Source organism: Agrobacterium sp. SORGH_AS_0745, assembly GCF_030818995.1.
Taxonomy (GTDB): domain Bacteria; phylum Pseudomonadota; class Alphaproteobacteria; order Rhizobiales; family Rhizobiaceae; genus Agrobacterium; species Agrobacterium tumefaciens.
This window is the reverse complement of the sequence record NZ_JAUTBI010000001.1, coordinates 1364174-1381911: the sequence shown is the minus strand read 5'-3', so window position 1 is coordinate 1381911 and position 17738 is coordinate 1364174. Positions and strand designations below refer to the sequence as shown.

14 protein-coding genes are annotated in these 17738 nt (G+C 59.9%); 11 read left to right on the top strand and 3 right to left on the bottom strand.

The window, feature by feature from the left end:
* Positions 1-6 precede the first annotated feature (6 nt).
* Positions 7-1170, bottom strand: a complete 1164-nt coding sequence (locus QE432_RS06355; protein ID WP_081308483.1) for an acetyl-CoA C-acyltransferase — start codon at positions 1168-1170, stop codon at positions 7-9.
* Between the two features lie 182 nt (positions 1171-1352).
* On the opposite strand from QE432_RS06355, the gene QE432_RS06350 reads away from it, so the two are divergent.
* From QE432_RS06350 to panB, 8 genes are all read left to right on the top strand, one after another.
* Positions 1353-1826 (top strand): Lrp/AsnC family transcriptional regulator, encoded by a 474-nt coding sequence (locus QE432_RS06350; RefSeq protein WP_003500312.1) that lies wholly within the window; start codon positions 1353-1355, stop codon positions 1824-1826.
* 81 nt (positions 1827-1907) lie between these two features.
* Positions 1908-3080: an isovaleryl-CoA dehydrogenase gene (locus QE432_RS06345; RefSeq protein WP_035199562.1), complete on the top strand. Its 1173-nt coding sequence runs from the start codon at positions 1908-1910 to the stop codon at positions 3078-3080.
* 8 nt (positions 3081-3088) lie between these two features.
* Entirely contained in the window at positions 3089-4690 is a 1602-nt protein-coding gene (locus tag QE432_RS06340) for a carboxyl transferase domain-containing protein (protein ID WP_035199563.1), read from the top strand.
* A gap of 7 nt (positions 4691-4697) precedes the next feature.
* Positions 4698-6683, top strand: a complete 1986-nt coding sequence (locus QE432_RS06335; RefSeq protein ID WP_112674735.1) for an acetyl/propionyl/methylcrotonyl-CoA carboxylase subunit alpha — start codon at positions 4698-4700, stop codon at positions 6681-6683.
* Between the two features lies 1 nt (position 6684).
* Positions 6685-7611 (top strand): hydroxymethylglutaryl-CoA lyase, encoded by a 927-nt coding sequence (locus QE432_RS06330; RefSeq protein ID WP_306623645.1) that lies wholly within the window; start codon positions 6685-6687, stop codon positions 7609-7611.
* Positions 7601-8377: an enoyl-CoA hydratase-related protein gene (locus QE432_RS06325; RefSeq protein WP_113291591.1), complete on the top strand. Its 777-nt coding sequence runs from the start codon at positions 7601-7603 to the stop codon at positions 8375-8377. The genes QE432_RS06330 and QE432_RS06325 overlap by 11 nt, the downstream gene beginning before the upstream one ends.
* A 118-nt stretch (positions 8378-8495) precedes the next feature.
* A complete protein-coding gene (panC, locus tag QE432_RS06320) occupies positions 8496-9374 on the top strand; it encodes a pantoate--beta-alanine ligase (protein ID WP_065687824.1) in 879 nt (292 codons plus the stop codon).
* Complete coding sequence (gene panB, locus QE432_RS06315; RefSeq protein ID WP_065687825.1) at positions 9371-10210, top strand: 3-methyl-2-oxobutanoate hydroxymethyltransferase; 840 nt, start codon at positions 9371-9373, stop codon at positions 10208-10210. Before panC ends, panB begins: the two co-directional genes overlap by 4 nt.
* A 201-nt stretch (positions 10211-10411) precedes the next feature.
* Here the strand turns inward: panB and rhaI are convergent, their stop codons facing one another.
* Both rhaI and QE432_RS06305 read right to left on the bottom strand, forming a co-directional pair.
* Positions 10412-11704, bottom strand: a complete 1293-nt coding sequence (gene rhaI, locus QE432_RS06310) for an L-rhamnose catabolism isomerase (RefSeq protein WP_003511194.1) — start codon at positions 11702-11704, stop codon at positions 10412-10414.
* A 100-nt stretch (positions 11705-11804) separates the two neighbouring features.
* Positions 11805-13901, bottom strand: a complete 2097-nt coding sequence (locus QE432_RS06305) for a bifunctional rhamnulose-1-phosphate aldolase/short-chain dehydrogenase (RefSeq protein WP_065687826.1) — start codon at positions 13899-13901, stop codon at positions 11805-11807.
* A gap of 201 nt (positions 13902-14102) precedes the next feature.
* On the opposite strand from QE432_RS06305, the gene QE432_RS06300 reads away from it, so the two are divergent.
* The 3 genes from QE432_RS06300 (at position 14103) to QE432_RS06290 (ending at position 17736) form a co-directional block, all read left to right on the top strand.
* A complete protein-coding gene (locus QE432_RS06300) occupies positions 14103-14933 on the top strand; it encodes a DeoR/GlpR family DNA-binding transcription regulator (RefSeq protein WP_003511198.1) in 831 nt (276 codons plus the stop codon).
* Between the two features lie 48 nt (positions 14934-14981).
* Positions 14982-15992 carry a rhamnose ABC transporter substrate-binding protein gene (rhaS, locus tag QE432_RS06295; RefSeq protein ID WP_003511200.1) on the top strand — a complete coding sequence of 337 codons (1011 nt, stop codon included), beginning with the start codon at positions 14982-14984 and terminating at the stop codon, positions 15990-15992.
* 208 nt (positions 15993-16200) lie between these two features.
* On the top strand, positions 16201-17736 hold the full coding sequence (locus QE432_RS06290; protein ID WP_161986914.1) for a sugar ABC transporter ATP-binding protein: 1536 nt from the start codon (positions 16201-16203) through the stop codon (positions 17734-17736).
* Positions 17737-17738: the final 2 nt, after the last annotated feature.

Genomic DNA, 17738 nt, shown 5'->3' with positions numbered 1-17738 from the left:
CTCCCTTCAGTGCCGCTCGACCGCAAGCGCAGTCGCCTCGCCGCCGCCGATGCAGACGGCGGCAACGCCGCGTTTCAGTCCGTGACGCTGCAAAGCGGCCAGCAACGTGACGACGATGCGTGCACCGGAAGCCCCGATGGGATGGCCGAGCGCGCAGGCGCCGCCATGCACATTCACCTTCTCATGTGGCAGATCGAGATCACGCATGGCCGCCATCACCACAACCGCGAAAGCCTCGTTGATTTCGAACAGATCGACATCCTTTGCCGACCAGCCGGTTTTTTCGAACAGCTTTGTCATCGCGCCGTTGGGGGCCGTCGGATATCTGGCGGGTGCATCCGCATGGGATGCCTGACCGATAATGGTCGCCAGCGGTGAAAGGCCTCGTCTTTCCGCTTCGGAACGGCGCGTGAGAACGAGAGCGGCTGCACCATCCGAGATAGAACTGGAATTCGCCGCCGTCACCGTTCCGCCGTCGCGAAAGGCGGGCTTCAGCTGCGGTATCTTTTCCGGCTTTGCCTTCCCCGGCAACTCGTCCACGCCATCATCGCCAACAGGCGCGATTTCCGCTTCGAACGCACCTTCCTCTACGGCGCGTCGTGCCCGTTCCAGTGAGGCGAGCGCAAAATCATCCTGCATCGCACGAGTGAATTGATACTCTTGCGCGCAATCTTCAGCAAAAGTCCCCATCAGCCTGCCCTTGTCATAGGCGTCTTCGAGACCGTCGAGAAACATGTGGTCGGTGAGCTTTCCGTGGCCGAGACGATAGCCGTTGCGGGCGCGGTCCAGCAGATAGGGGGCGTTGCTCATGCTTTCCATGCCACCGGCAAGCACGATGGAAGAGCTTCCCGCCGCAAGCTGGTCATGTGCCAGCATGATCGCTTTCATGCCCGAGCCACACATCTTGTTGATTGTTGTTGCGCCAACCGAGTTGGGAATGGCGGCGGCAATCGCTGCCTGTCTGGCAGGAGCCTGTCCCTGCCCGGCTGAGAGCACGCAGCCCATCAGCACATCGTCGATGTCAGCGGAAGAAATTGCAGCCCGTTCGACGGCCGCGCGGATCGCCGCCGCCCCGAGATCGGAAGCCGCCACCGATTTGAATTCGCCCTGGAACCCACCCATAGCAGTACGGGCGGCCCCGACGATAACGACAGGGTCATGCACAGCCAAATTCACCTCCCTTGGTCATCCTCCCACCGAGAGAACGACCGTCATCGCTATCTCCTCCAGACCGCGACTGACGTGAACGCTATCACTATCTCGAATTCATTTCAAAGCTATTTTGATTGACAGTTTTTTGATTGGCGATATCTTTGATCCAACAATTAGTCATATCATAGAGCAAATGATCCATGATTGAGCTCGACAGTTTCGACCAGAAGATTCTCCATGTGCTTGGCGATGACGGGCGTGTGAGCTGGCGCGATCTGGCGGCCCGGATCGGGCTTTCCTTCACGCCGACACTGCGCCGCGTGCGCAAGCTGGAAGAAGAAGGCATCATTCGCGGTTATACCGCCGTGTTCGATGAGAACCGGCTGCTCGGCAATATGGGCGTCTTCATTTCCGTCACGCTGGAACGGCAGATCAAGGAAGCGCTGACGACGTTCGAGCACCATGTCGCCTCCATTCCGGAAGTGGTGGGCGGCTACCAGACGAGCGGCAGTTCCGACTATCTCATTCATGCAATGGTGCGGGATCTACCGCATTATCAGCAGCTTCTGGATTTCCTGACCACGGTTCCCGGTGTGTCGCGCATCCAGTCCAATTTCGCCATCAAGACATTCGTGCGCCGTTCCGCCGCCTTCACCGGAGGTGACGCGCCATAAATGAGAGTTGCCAGCACGGAGGAGGTGCTGGCCGCTGACGAGAGGGACGGAGATAAAAGGCCGTCCGGAGGAGGAGACGCGATGAGTTTGAACCTCGCCGCCATTTTCGATGCCGATCTCGGCCCGGAAATCGCAGCATTGCGCGACAGCGCAAGAGCATTCGCAGACGATGAAATAGCGCCGCTCGCCGCAGAAATCGATCGCAACGATCAGTTTCCGCGCCAGCTCTGGCCGCGGATGGGTGAACTCGGTCTGCACGGTATTACCGTTTCGGAGGAATTCGGCGGTGCTGACATGGGCTATCTCGCTCATTGCGTGGCGATGGAGGAGATAAGCCGCGCTTCCGCGTCCATCGGCCTGTCCTATGGCGCACATTCCAACCTCTGCATCAACCAGATTCATCGCTGGGGAACGGAAGAGCAGAAGCGGCGATATCTGCCGAAGCTGGTGTCGGGCGAGCATGTCGGTTCGCTCGCCATGAGCGAGACGGAAGCCGGCTCGGATGTCGTCTCGATGCGGCTGAAGGCGGAACGTAAGGGCGACGTCTATGTGCTGAACGGCACAAAGATGTGGATCACCAACGGTCACGAGGCAGACACGCTGGTTGTATACGCCAAGACGGACATGTCCGCCGGTGCGCGTGGCATCACGGCCTTTCTGATCGAAAAAGGCTTCAAGGGTTTTCGCCCCGCACAAAAACTCGACAAGCTTGGCATGCGCGGCTCACCCACCTCCGAACTGGTGTTTACGGATTGCGAGGTCCCGGAGGAAAACCTCCTCGGGCGCTTGAACGACGGCGTGACGGTGCTGATGAGCGGGCTTGATTACGAGCGCGCGGTGCTGGCTGCCGGCCCTGTTGGCATCATGCAGGCGGCTATCGATCTGGTGCTACCCTATGCGCGCGAGCGCAAGCAATTCGGCAAGCCGATCGGCGAATTCCAGCTGGTGCAGGGAAAGCTTGCCGATATCTATTCGGCCATGAACGCCTCCCGCGCCTATGTCTATGCCGTGGCGCGCGCCTGCGACAATGGCCGCATCACAAGGCAGGATGCGGCAGGTGCGATCCTGTTTGCCGCCGAGCGGGCGACGCGAGTTGCACTGGATGCAATCCAGCTTCTCGGCGGTTCCGGCTATGTCAATGAAAGCCCGGCGGGTCGCTTGCTTCGGGACGCCAAGCTTTATGAAATCGGCGCGGGCACCAGCGAAATCCGCCGGATGCTGATCGGCCGCGAACTGGTCAAAGGCAACGGGTGAGGAATGCGATGAAGCTTACATCCAGTCTGAACCGCGATCCCACCTTTTCCGCCAACGTCACCTTCATGTCGGGCCTGGTGGATGACCTGCGGCAGCATGTCGAAAAAATCTCCAAGGGCGGCGGCGACAAGGCGCGCGAACGGCATCTGTCACGCGGCAAATTGCTTGCGCGCGACCGGATAGAGGCACTGCTCGATCCCGGCAGTCCGTTTCTCGAATTCTCGCAATTCGCAGCATACGAGGTCTACGACGAACCCGTTCCGGCCGCCGGCATCGTCACCGGCATCGGTCGGGTCGCAGGCCGTGAATGCGTCATCGTGGCCAATGACGCGACGGTGAAAGGCGGCACCTATTATCCGCTGACGGTCAAGAAACATCTGCGCGCGCAGGAGATCGCTGCCGAAAACCACCTGCCCTGCATTTATCTGGTCGATTCCGGCGGTGCGAACCTTCCCAATCAGGACGAGGTTTTTCCCGACCGCGATCATTTCGGCCGCATCTTTTACAATCAGGCCAATATGTCGGCGGCAGGCATCGCCCAGATCGCCGTGGTGATGGGAAGCTGTACGGCTGGCGGGGCCTATGTGCCTGCTATGAGCGACCAGTCCGTGATCGTCAAAAATCAGGGCACGATCTTCCTCGGCGGCCCGCCGCTGGTGAAGGCCGCAACGGGCGAAGTGGTGAGTGCGGAAGAACTGGGTGGCGCGGATGTGCATTCGCGGCAATCCGGCGTGACTGATCACTATGCCCACGATGACCGCCACGCGCTTTCGCTGACCCGAAGGATCGTCTCCACCCTCAATCGCCGCAAACGCGTGGAGCTGGATATTCGCGAACCCGCAGAACCGCTTTATCCATCGGAGGAGCTTTACGGCATCGTGCCCACCGATACGCGCAAGCCTTTCGAGGTGCGCGAGATCATCGCGCGTCTGGTGGATGGTTCCGAATTCGACGAGTTCAAGGCGCTTTACGGCACGACGCTGGTCTGTGGTTTCGCCCATATCCACGGTTATCCCGTCGGCATCGTCGCCAATAACGGCATTCTGTTTTCGGAATCGGCGCTGAAGGGCACGCATTTCATTGAACTCTGCTGCCAGCGCGGCATTCCCCTGGTTTTCCTGCAGAACATCACCGGCTTCATGGTCGGCAAGGCCTATGAGGCTGATGGTATCGCGAAGGATGGCGCCAAGCTCGTTACGGCCGTTGCATCGGCTAAAGTGCCGAAATTCACCGTCATTATCGGCGGCTCCTTCGGTGCGGGCAATTACGGCATGTGCGGGCGCGCCTATTCGCCGCGCTTCTTGTGGATGTGGCCGAATGCGCGCATTTCCGTCATGGGCGGCGAGCAGGCGGCATCCGTTCTGGCGCAAATCCGGCGCGACGGCATCGAGGCGGATGGCCGCCACTGGTCCAAGGAGGGCGAGGAGGCGTTCAAACAGCCGATCCGGGAAAAATACGAGCGGGAAGGTCACCCCTATTATGCCAGTGCAAGGCTGTGGGACGATGGCATCATCGACCCGAAGGACACCCGCCTCGTGCTCGGCCTTGGCCTGTCGGCCGCGCTGAACGCGCCGATTGAACCCACCCGTTTCGGCATATTCAGGATGTGAGGCGACGATGTTCTCAAAAATACTGATCGCCAACCGCGGCGAAATCGCCTGCCGGATCATCCGCACCGCCCGCAAGATGGGCATCCGCACCGTCGCGGTCTATTCGGATGCCGACCGCGACGCCATGCATGTGGCGCTGGCCGACGAGGCCATTGCGATCGGTCCTGCACCTGCCCGCTCGTCGTATCTCGATGCTGAAAAGATCATCGCCGCCGCACAGGCAAGCGGCGCGCAAGCCATTCATCCCGGTTACGGTTTTCTCTCGGAGAATGCCGGTTTCGCCGAAGCCTGCGCCTCTGCCGGCATCATTTTCATCGGCCCGACACCCGATGCCATCCGCGCCATGGGCGGAAAAAGCGAGGCGAAGGCGCTTATGGCGAAGGCGGGCGTTCCCGTGGTGCCCGGCTATCACGGCGAGGATCAGGCCGACGAAAAGCTTGCCGGCGAGGCAGAAGCCATCGGCTATCCGGTTTTACTCAAGGCTTCAGCTGGCGGCGGTGGCAAGGGCATGCGCGTTGTCCGTGAAAAGCGTGAATTTGCGGCAGAACTCGCCGGCGCAAAACGCGAAGCGCTCGCCGCCTTCGGCAATGACCGTATGCTGATCGAGAAATATCTGGAACGGCCGCGACATGTGGAGGTGCAGGTCTTTGCCGATGGCCATGGCAATTGTCTTTCGCTTTTCGAGCGCGATTGCTCGATCCAGCGCCGGCACCAGAAAGTCATAGAGGAGGCCCCTGCCCCCGGCCTGCCCGATACGCTCAGGCAACGCATGTACGACGCGGCGGTCGCCGCCGCCCGCGCCATCGACTATCGCGGGGCTGGAACGGTGGAGTTCCTGCTCGACCCGTCCGGCGCGTTCTATTTCATGGAAATGAACACGAGGCTTCAGGTCGAGCATCCGGTCACGGAATATATTACCGGGCTCGATCTGGTAGAATGGCAGATCCGTGTTGCGAATGGAGAGGCGCTGCCGGACGACTGGGGCAATCTGCGCATCAACGGCCATGCCATCGAGGCACGGATTTACGCCGAAGACCCGACGCATGATTTTCTGCCGTCAATCGGCACGGTCAGCCACCTCGCCTTTCCGGAAGAAGGACCTCACCTTAGGATAGATAGCGGCATACGCACCGGCGACGCCATCAGCGTGCACTATGATCCGATGATCGCCAAGCTGATCGTCTGGGATTACGACCGTCTGTCTGCCGTGCGGCGTCTGCGTCTTGCACTCGAAAAACTGGCGATTTGCGGCGTCACCAGCAATGCCGCCTTTTTAACACGGCTTGCAGGGCTGGATGCTTTCGCCGCCGCCGAACTCGATACCGGCTTCATAGCCCGCAACGAAGCGGCGCTCTTTGCCCCCGGAGCCACGGGCGAGAACGAAATAGCTTTGGCCACGCTCGGCCTGCTTCTCTCACGCCGGAACGGGGCCAAGCCGCAGGCCGATCCTTATAGCCCTTGGAACAATACGAACTCTTTCCGCCTCAATGCGCCAGCGCGGGAAACCCTGCGTTTCGTCCTGGATCAACAGCCGGTCGATGTCGCCGTTAAACATGAGCCAGATGGTTTTTCACTGGAGATCGGCACGCGGGCAATCCGCGCTCATGGCAGCATCTCACAAGACGGCGCACTGCGGGCGACCGTCGATGGCAGGCAAAGGCAGTGCCGTTTCTTTGCCAGCGATAACGGCCACGCGCTTTTTCTGGATGGCGAGCACTATCGCATCAGCCAGCCCGACCCGGTCGATGTAGCGGATACCTCCACCCATACCGGCGGTCTGGAAGCCCCGATGCCCGGCGTCATCCGCGCCATTCTAAGCAAGCAGGGCGCAGCGGTTGAGGCCGGTGACGCGCTTGTGGTGATGGAGGCGATGAAAATGGAGCACACTATCCGTGCGCCAGCAAAAGGCACCGTCACCGCCATCAACTGCGCCGAAGGTAATATGGTCGAAGCCGGCGCCATGCTGGTGGATTTCGAACCGGAGGGCGCATGAGATGGCCTTGCCCAAAACCGTCAAGATCGTCGAGGTCGGCGCACGTGATGGCCTGCAAAACGAAACTGCTGAGGTTCCCACCGCCATCAAGATCAGGTTGATCGAGCGGCTGGCTGCGGCCGGATTGGCAGCGGTGGAGGCGGGAGCCTTCGTTTCGCCAAAAAAAGTTCCGCAAATGGCAGGGTCGAAGGAGGTGCTTCTAGGCCTCAAACGACACCCCAATACCGCCTATCCGGCGCTCGTTCCAAATATCAAGGGTTTCGAGGCCGCCGTTGAAGCCGGTGTGACGGAGATAGCCGTTTTCGTGTCCGCATCCGAAGGCTTCAGCCAGCACAATATCGCCTGTTCGCGCGCCGAAAGCCTCGAGCGCCTGCGCGATGTTTCGGAGGCAGCTGCCAGCCGTAACATCCGCATGCGCGGCTATGTCTCCTGCATCGCCGGTTGCCCCTATGACGGCGCGGTCGCACCCGAAGATGTGGCGGCGATGGCCGAAGCGCTTGTCGCCATGGGATGCTACGAAATCTCGCTCGGCGATACGATTGGTGTCGGCACGGCCGGGCAAATCCGCAAGCTCATCCAACATGTATCGACCCGCATCCCGCGCGAAAAACTCGCCATGCATTTCCACGACACCTATGGGCAGGGCGTCGCCAATGTGCTGGCTTCGCTTGAGGAAGGTATTTGTGTGTTCGACAGTTCCGTGGCCGGGCTCGGCGGTTGCCCCTTTGCGCCGGGCGCAAGCGGCAATGTCGCCACCGAAGACGTTGTTTATCTCCTGCACGGGCTTGGCATCAAAACCGGCATCGACCTGATGACGTTGGCGAGAACGGGAGACTGGATAAGTCGCCATCTCGGCAGGGCGAATGCGGCACGCGCAGGTAAAGCACTGCTTGCCGCAAAGATGGAGGATAATGCACATGGTGGGTGAGCTGTTGAGCGAGAAGCGCAAGGACGTTCTGTGGCTGACGCTTAACCGGCCGGACGTCCACAACGCCATGAACGCCGCGATGACGGACGCCTTGACGCATGCGATCCGGACGGCCTCCAGCGACGGCGACCTGCGTGCCGTTGTGATAACGGCGGCGGGCGACCGTAGCTTCTGCTCAGGGGCCGATCTGAAGGAAAGCGCTGGTGGCATGTTCCTCTCGCGAGACGGAACGAACCCCATCGCCAATGTGATGCGCGCTATCGAGACCTGCAACAAAATCGTCATCGCCCGCGTCAATGGCCGGGTGCTGGCGGGTGGGCTAGGCCTTATCGCGGCCTGCGATCTCGCTTATGCCGCCGATCATGCTGAGTTCGGCCTGCCGGAAGTTCGCGTCGGGCTTTTCCCGGCCATGGTGGCGGCGAAACTTCTGGCCAAAATACCGCTGAGCCGCCTCCACGAAATGGCCTATCTGGGGCAACCGGTCACCGCCGCAGAGGCCGAAGGCATCGGCCTCATCAACCGCACGGCGCCACGTGCCGAACTCGATGGCGTGATCGAGGGAGTAATCGCCCGCTTGCGGCAGAACGCGCCGGGCGCAGTCGCCGCCGGAAAGGCAGCGCTGCTGAGGATGCGCGACATGCCGGCCAGTGAACGGCTCGCCTTTGCCGAAAGCGTCATCGCGAAGATCAGCAGCAGCGAGGAGGCGCGCGAAGGCAGAGACGCCTTCGCTGGAAAACGCCCGCCGATCTGGGCTGGCGGGTCCTGAACCACCGCTCAAGGTCTTAATCGATATAATGCCCAAAGTCGCGTTGACCCCGTTCGGCAAATCGAGTTCTATCCACCACCTTTCGCCGGAGGGCGATCGGGGAGCCGGAGGAGAACCTATGCGCCTTGTAAAAACCGTCGCCGAGTTGCGCGGTCTGACCGCCAAGTTTCGTCGCGATGGCAAGACCGTCGGCTTCGTGCCGACCATGGGTTTTTTGCATATCGGCCATCTGACGCTGGTTGCCAGGGCGAAAGCGGAGAACGACGTGACGGTGGTCTCGATCTTCGTCAATCCGCTGCAATTTGGAGCCAATGAGGATCTTGCCCGTTACCCCCGCGATCTCGCCCGCGATAGCGCGCTGCTGGAAGAGGCAGGTGTCGACATTCTTTTCGCACCCGAGGTTACGGAGATGTATCCGCGCCCGATGCAGACCGTGGTGGATGTGCCGGAACTGGGAAGCCAGTTGGAAGGTGCGGTACGGCCGGGGCATTTTGCCGGGGTTACGACTGTTGTCACTAAGCTTTTTAATCTCGTGCAGCCGGGTGCCGCCTATTTCGGTGAAAAGGACTACCAGCAGGTAACGCTGATCCGGCGCATGGTGGACGATCTCGCCCAGCCAGTCCGCGTCGTTCCCGTCGCCACCGTACGTGAGGCGGATGGGCTCGCCTGCTCCTCGCGCAATGTCTACCTGAGCCTTGAAGAGCGTGCCGCCGCCGTAATTGTGCCGCGCGCGCTTGATGAGGCCGAGCGGCTGTACGATGAGGGCTGCGACGACCCGGCCACTTTAGAAGCGGCGATAGAAAAATTCATCGCCAAGGAGAAGCTGGCGTTGCCCGAAGTCGTGGCGGTGCGCGATCCCGACACGCTGGCCCCCGTGGTTTCGCTGCAGGCGGGGCCTGTGCTGGTGGCACTGTTCGTGCGGGTCGGCAACACCCGCCTTCTCGACAACCGCGTCATCGGACGTGATAAAACCGGCAAACAGGAGGCTGCACGATGAGCACGCACGCGAAACAGAAGCGGCTGACGACAGCCTCCATCAAGCAAATGAAAGGCGGTGCGCGCATCGTCTGCCTCACCGCCTATACGACGCCGATTGCCCGCCTGCTCGATCCGCATTGCGACCTGCTGCTGGTTGGCGATTCAGTCGGCATGGTACTTTATGGCATGGACACGACGGTCGGCGTCACCCTGGATATGATGATCGCCCACGGCCGCGCCGTCATGCGTGGTGTGGAACACGCCTGCGTCATCGTCGATCTCCCCTTCGGGACCTATCAGGAATCAAAGGAACAGGCGTTCCGCAACGCAGTGCGACTGATGCAGGAAACCGGCTGTGATGGCGTGAAGCTGGAAGGCGGTGAGGAAATGGCCGAAACCATCGCCTTTCTCGTGGCGCGCGGCATTCCGGTGTTCGGCCATGTCGGGCTGATGCCGCAGCTGGTCCACACCGCCGGAGGTTTTCGCTCTCTTGGGCATTCAGATGCGGAAACGCAGAAAATCTGGCGCGATGCGATTGCGGTCGATCAGGCCGGTGCTTTCGCCATTGTCGTGGAAGGTACCGTCGAGCCGCTTGCGCGCGAATTGACCGAAAAACTCTCCGTCCCGACTGTCGGCATCGGCGCATCACCGGCCTGCGATGGGCAGGTGCTGGTTTCCGACGACATGCTCGGTCTCTTCACCGATTTCAAACCGAAATTCGTCAAACGTTTCGCCGATCTGGGTGCGACCGTTTCACAGGCAGCGGCAGGTTATGCCGAAGAGGTGCGCTCCGGTGCGTTTCCGGGGCCGGAGCATACGTTTCAGGTCCGCAGGCAATCGCCTTCCGGGGAGTGAGGGAACGGCGCAGAGGAGTTGGTGAGGTGGTGACGGACACCTTCACCTTCGTCACGCTCGGGCTTGTCCCGAGCATCTGCTACCTATCTATTTTGTGAAATGTCGGCAGATCCTCGGCACAAGGCCGAGGATGACGTCGCGTTTGCGGCAAGGTTTGTAAGTAGGCTCGGCTTCTCCGCCTGTCCCCTCAAACCCCAACCCCTAAACAATCCCGCCGCTGCCGCCGACCGAAGCCGGGCGTTCCGCCGCAACCCGTTTGCGATAACCACTCGCCCGGTAGGTGGCAACAGGATCGATCGCGCCGCCCGCCAACTGCCTTGCTTTAGCGAGAACCGGCTCGACATCGGTGCGATAGGCCCGTTTCAGCGTATCGGAGGCCATCAACGCATCGTTGTCTTGCTGGTAGCCATCCAAAGCCGCGCGATCCACCAGCAGCGCCTGCGCATAGGCGCGGCGGATTTCGTTGGCACTGGAAATCAGGCTTTCGATTGGGTCGGTCACATTGTGCGACTGGTCGATCATATGGGCGGGATGGAAGCCCTTCACGCCACGATGTTCGGCATCTACCAGCTCGTTGAAGACGAGGAACAGGCGGTAAGGCTCGATGGAGCCGGCATCCAGATCGTCATCGCCATATTTCGAATCGTTGAAGTGGAAGCCACCGAGCTTGCCGAACTGGATGAGCCGGGAGACGATCATCTCGATATTGGTGTTCGGCGCATGGTGACCGAGATCAACGAGGCAGAACGCCTTTTCACCGAGCGTATTGGCGATGAGGTAGTTGGTGCCCCAATCCTGCACGACGGTGGAATAGAAAGCAGGCTCGAACATCTTGTGTTCGGAAAAGATGCGCCAGTCATCCGGCAGCGCCTTGTAGATATCGGCCATGGCCGCGAGATAGCGCTCGAAACTTCTGGTGAAATTGCTCTGGCCGGGGAAGTTGGAACCATCGCCCACCCACACCGTCAGCGCCTTGGAACCAATGGCTTTACCGATCTCGATACATTCGATGTTGTGCTCCACGGCTTGGCCCCGCGTTGCGGCATCGGTGTGGCTGAGCGAACCGTATTTGTAGGAATGGCTCTGATCCGGTGCATCCGAGAAGGTATTGGAATTCATGGCGTCGAAGCCGAGACCTAGCGTGTCGGCATGGTCCTTCAAACGCTTCGGGTCCTGCTTGTCCCACGGAATATGCAGGGAGACATTCGGGGTCGCCCGTGTCAGCTGGTTGATGACGGCGCAATCATCCAGCTTGTCAAAAATGCCGCGGGGCTCACCTTCGCCCGGAAAGCGGGCGAAACGGGTGCCGCCGGTGCCGACACCCCAGGATGGAACAGCGACGAAGAATTCCGCGACCTTGGCGGTGACAGCATCGATATCGATGTTGCGGCGCGCAAGCTGGTTGCCCAGCGCATCGTAGTCGTCCTTCAGCGCGGCGGCGCGCTTGTCGTTTTCGGCCGCGATCACATCGGCGGCGATTTTGGTGTCGGTCATCTCTTCCTCCCCGGAATCGGTCCAGTGCATGCTCGATCATCGCCCCCTCCGTCATTCCGGCATTCAGCCGGGATGACGGAGGTGAGACGTGCCGAAATTCCTACCGCGTAAAGCTCTGCGCATTGCCGGCATCGACATTGATGATATTGCCGGTTGATTTGGCCGACGCGTCGGACGCCAGGAAGTAGATCGCTTCGGCGATGTCTTCCGGGAACACATTGAGCTTCAGCATAGAACGCTTGCGGTAATGTTCCTCCAGATCGGTCACCTCGATCTTCGACGAGGCCGCGCGCTGCTCGCGCCACTCGCCGTTCCAGATCTTCGAACCGCGCAGAACGGCATCGGGATTGACGGTGTTGACGCGAATGCCGGCTTCCGCCCCTTCCAGAGCAAGGCAACGGGCAAGATGGATTTCAGCCGCCTTGGCCGTGCAATAGGCAGAAGCATTGGGCGAAGAGGCAAGACCGTTTTTAGAGGCGACGAACACCACGTTACCGCCGAGATTTTGACGCCTGAGTAGCCGGAATGCTTCCCGCGACACGAGGAAATAACCCGTCGCGAGAATATCGATATTCTTGTTCCACATGGCAAGCGTCGTGTCTTCCACCGGTGCAGACGAGGCGATGCCGGCATTGGAGACGAGAATATCCACGCCGCCAAATTCCACGCTCGCTTCCGCAAAGGCGGAAATGACCGCGTCTTCCTGCGTCACATCCAGCTTGACGCTGCGCACCGCATCAGCACTGTAGCGCTTCGCGAAATCGCCCTTGGCCGCCTCCAGCGCCGCCTCGTCAATATCGGCGAGAACAACGCAGGCGCCCTCCGCTGCCAGCCTTTCCGCCGTCGCCCGGCCGATGCCGCCGGCGCCACCGGTGACAAAGGCCACGCGTCCGGCAAGGCTTTTCGGCTTCGGCATGCGCTGCAGCTTTGCCTCTTCCAGCAGCCAATATTCGATATCGAAGGCTTCCTGTTCGGGTAGGCCCTGATATTCGGACACGGTGGAAGCGCCGCGCATGACGTTGATGGCGTTGACGTAAAATTCACCGGCGATACGGGCGGTCGCCTTGTCCTTGGCGAAGGACAGCATGCCGACACCGGGGATCAGGAAAATCACCGGGTTCGGGTCGCGTATATCAGGCGAATTATCATGGCGGCACGCCTCATAATATCTGACGTAGTCGGCGCGGTAGGCCTCAAGCGCCTTGTCGAGACCGGCTGTCAGCGCATCCACATCGGGATTTGCCGTATCGAGATCGAGGATCAGCGGGCGGATTTTCGTGCGCAGGAAATGATCCGGGCAGGAGGTGCCGAGATTTCCGAGCGGCTTCAGATCCTTCGAATTGACGAACTCCAGAACCGCGTCCTGATCATCGAAATGGCCGAGCTTGCGCTCCTCGCGGCCGATCCGACCACGGATTTCCGGCATCAACCGCGCAGCAATCGCGCGGCGTTCGGCAAGTGGCAGGCTCCTGGCAACGGCACCGCCGAAAATCGTCCTGCCTTCGGTCTTTGCCGCAAACCATTCGATCGCCTTGTTGATGATGGCGAGCGTCAGCTCGTAACATGTCTTGGCGTCGTTATCCCAGGTAAACAGACCGTGGCTTTCCAGCACAACGCCCTTGGCCTCGGGGTTGGCTTTTACGAAAGCCTCGAGATCGAGACCTAGCTGGAAACCGGGACGGCGCCAGGGAAGCCAGCCGATGTCATCGCCAAAGATCTGCTGCGTCAGTTCTTTCGAATTTTTGGAGGCGGCAATCGCGATGATCGCATCCGGATGCATATGATCGACATGATCAAAAGGCACGAAGCCGTGCAGCGGCGTATCGATGGAGGCGGCGCGTGGGTTGAGGTTGAAAGTGCAATGCGGCAGGAAGCCGACCATGCGGTCCTCATCCTCGACACCCTTGTAAATGCCCTTTAGCGCTTCCAGCTTGTCGAGATAAAGCGTCGCAAAGCCATCGAGCTTGATGGTCCCGACATCGCCGCCGGACCCTTTAACCCACATGACGCGGACTTTCTCGCCCGTCAGCGGATCGGTTTCGAGCACCTTCGCGGATGTGTTTCCGCCGCCGTAATTGGTGATGCGCTTGTCGGCGCCAAGCAGATTGGAGCGATAAAGCAGCTTGCCAGGCTCATCGAGCGTTTTGGCATAGGCATCGTCCCAACGGCTTTCGAGAAGGCGGGATTTTCCCGTCATGTCTTCCTCCCAAGTCAAGTCTGCATTCGCGGGTGCCGATATCGGCCCGCCTCCGTTGACGGCAGATATCGCGCATACAAAAGCATAATGTCAATCAAAAACGATCATAAATTTTCATGTTGCAGCGCGATATTGATTAATTTGATCGTTCTTGATTGACAACGTAAAGAGATTGCGAATAATCACAATCAGGAGGACCACATGCACGAACGCGAACGCCATCGCATCATCTTGAGCGCCACACAGGAAAAAGCTGTCGTGACGGTGCAGGATATTGCCGAACTGACGGATGCGTCGGAAGCAACGATCCGCCGGGATATCGCGTCCCTGCATGTTCAGGGAAAGTTGCGACGCGTGCGTGGCGGTGCCGAAGCGGTGCATCCACCGCAGTTGGGTAATCTGGCCGCGCGACCGTTCCGCGTGTCCGAATCGGTCAACATCGACAAGAAACGCGCAATTGCGCGCAAGGCGGTTGATCTCTGTAATGACGGTGATGCGATCATCCTGAATGGTGGGACGACCACATTCCAGATGGTGCACTACATGGCGGCGCGCCGGCTGCAGGTGATGACCAATTCCTTCGCGATTGCGGAGCATCTGGTCAAACATTCCAAATGCAATGTCAGCGTGCCGGGTGGCGCGATCTATCGCGATCAAAGCCTCATCCTGTCGCCCTTCGAAAACGATGCCATCCGCAATTTTTACGCAAGACGAATTTTTCTCGGCGCGCAGGGCATCGGCGCACTCGGCATCATGGAATCGGACGCGCTGGTGATCCAGAGCGAGCAGAAGCTGATGCGGCAGGCGGAAGAGCTGATCGTGATGGTCGATTCCTCGAAATTCAAAAAACGATCCAGCCTGATTTTATGCCCACTCGAAAACGTCTCGACCATCATCACCGATGACGGGATTTCGGATGAGGCGGCGCGGATGGTTGAAAACGCCGGCGTCGAATTGCTGATCGCCGGCGCAGCGGGGGATGGCAAGATAGCCAACCCGCCTGATGAGGAGGATTCCTCTTCGGTCGCTTGAGGAAGCACCGAAGAGAGGAACAGGTTCAAAAACGGGAGGAAAAGGAACATGAAACTTACACGCAGAACATTGACGAGCGTCCTGGCACTTAGCGCGGCGCTTTCCGTCGCGGGTCTTGGCGGCGTTGCCCAGGCAGCCGATGTGAAGATCGCGCTGGTGGTCAAATCACTTGGCAACGGCTTTTTCGAAGCCGCCAACAAGGGCGCGCAGGAGGCTGCAAAAGACCTCGGTGGCGTCGAGATCATCTATACGGGCCCGACCAGCACCACCGCGGAAGGCCAGATCGAGGTCATCAATTCGCTGATCGCGCAGGGCGTGGATGCCATCGCCATTTCCGCCAATGACCCGGACGCCGTAGTTCCGGCGCTGAAAAAGGCGGCGCAGCGCGGCATCAAGGTCATCTCCTGGGATTCCGGCGTGGCACCTGAAGGCCGCATTCTGCAGCTCAACCCCTCGTCCAACGCGCTGATCGGCAAGATGTGCCTGCAGCTTGCCGCATCGCACCTGGAAGGCGGCAAGGGCGATTTCGCCATCCTTTCTGCCACCACCACCTCCACGAACCAGAATATCTGGATCGATGAGATGAAGAAGCAGTTGAAGGACTTCCCCGGCCTCAACCTCGTTACCACCGTTTATGGTGACGACCTTGCCGACAAGAGCTACCGCGAAGCACAGGGCCTGCTTTCCTCCCATCCTGATGTAAAGGTCATCGTCGCACCGACGACGGTTGGCGTTCTTGCGGCCTCTCAGGCCGTGAAGGATGCGGGCAAGATCGGCAAGGTCTTTGTGACGGGCCTTGGCCTGCCCTCGGAGATGGCTGGCGCCATCAAATCAGGCGCAACCAAGGAATTCGCCATCTGGAACCCGATCGACCTCGGTTATTCCGCCACCCAGATTGCCTACCGCCTTGTGAAGGGTGAAGCAGACGGCAAGCCGGGCTCGGAAATCGAAGCCGGCCGCATGGGCAAGATCAAGGTTGGCGAAAATAGCGAAGCGGCCATGGCCGATCCCTTCATTTATGACGCCAAAAACATCGATCAGTTCTCGAAGATTTTCTGATCTGAATAATTTCCGGCAGTGCGAAGGCTACCCCCCTTTGTCCTGCCGGACATCTCCCCTCAAGGGGGGAGATCGATATGCCGCACCCGCTCGTTCCATAGGCAGGGTGTATCCGCTTGCCGATCTCCCCCCCTTGTGGGGGAGATGCCCGGCAGGGCAGAGGGGGGTGCCTCTCGCCGCTTCACTCAAAACCAACCGGTAAGACGGAATGATGCGTGCTGAAACCAAAATCTTAGACGTTACCGAGACTTCCAGCGCGACGCCCATTCTGGAAATGCGCGGCATCAGCCAGATATTCCCCGGCGTGAAGGCGCTGGATGGCGTCGATATCGCGCTTTATCCCGGCAAGGTCACGGCGCTGATCGGCGAGAACGGTGCTGGAAAATCCACGCTCGTCAAAATTCTCACCGGAATCTACCGCCCGAATGAAGGGGAAATCCTTCTCGATGGCCGGCCTGTCACCTTTCACGGCGCACAGGATGCCATCGATGCCGGCGTGACCGCCATTCATCAGGAAACCGTGCTGTTCGACGAGCTTTCCGTGGGCGAAAACATCTTCCTCGGTCATGCGCCCAAAGGCCGTTTCGGCCTCATTGACTGGAAGACCATCAATGCGCGCGCCGGGGTCCTGCTTGAACAGCTCGAAAGCGCCATCGATCCGTCCATTCGGCTGAAGGACCTTTCCATCGCGCAGCGCCACCTCGTGGCAATCGCCAGAGCGCTTTCCGTCGAGGCACGTATCGTCATCATGGACGAACCGACAGCCGCCCTTTCCCGCAAGGAAATCGATGATCTGTTCCGCATCGTTGAAAACCTGAAGCGGCAGGGCAAGGCCATCCTGTTCATCAGCCACAAGTTCGATGAAGTATATGAAATCGCTGAAAATTACGCCGTATTCCGGGACGGAAAGATGGTCGGCGCGGGTAATCTCGCCGCCACCACGCAGGACGAGATCGTGCGCCTGATGGTTGGCCGCGACGTCACGAACGCCTTTCCGAAACAGGAGGTCACACTCGGCCCGACGGTTCTTTCGGTGCAAAATTATTCACACCAGACGGAATTTCGCGATATTTCTCTCGATCTGCGCAAAGGCGAAATTCTTGGCCTTTATGGGCTGATCGGCGCCGGGCGGTCGGAACTGTGCCAGTCGCTTTTCGGCATCACGCGCCCAGCCTCAGGACAGATTACCCTCAACGGCGAACCGCTCGTCATCCGTTCGCCGGAGGATGCGATCCGCGCCGGGATCGTTTATGTGCCGGAAGAGCGTGGACGGCATGGGCTGGCGCTGGACATGCCGATCTACCAGAACATGTCGCTCCCCTCTCTTGCCCGCACCTCTCGCAAGGGCTTTCTCGCCGCCGCAAACGAATTTGCTCTGGCGCGCAAATATGCCTCACGCCTCGACCTGCGCGCCGCCGCCCTGTCCGTGCCCGTCGGCACGCTTTCCGGCGGCAACCAGCAGAAGGTGGTGATCGGCAAATGGCTCGCCACGCAGCCGAAAGTCATTATTCTCGATGAACCCACCAAGGGCATCGATATCGGCTCCAAGGCCGCCGTGCACGGCTTCATCAGCGAGCTGGCGGCCGAAGGTCTCTCCATCATCATGATTTCATCTGAACTTCCCGAAATTCTCGGCATGTCCGACCGCGCCATCGTCATGCGCGAAGGCCTGATGGCAGGTCAGTTCGAACGCGCCGATTTTTCTCCGGAAAAGCTGGTGCGCGCCGCCACCGGCAACGCCTGAGA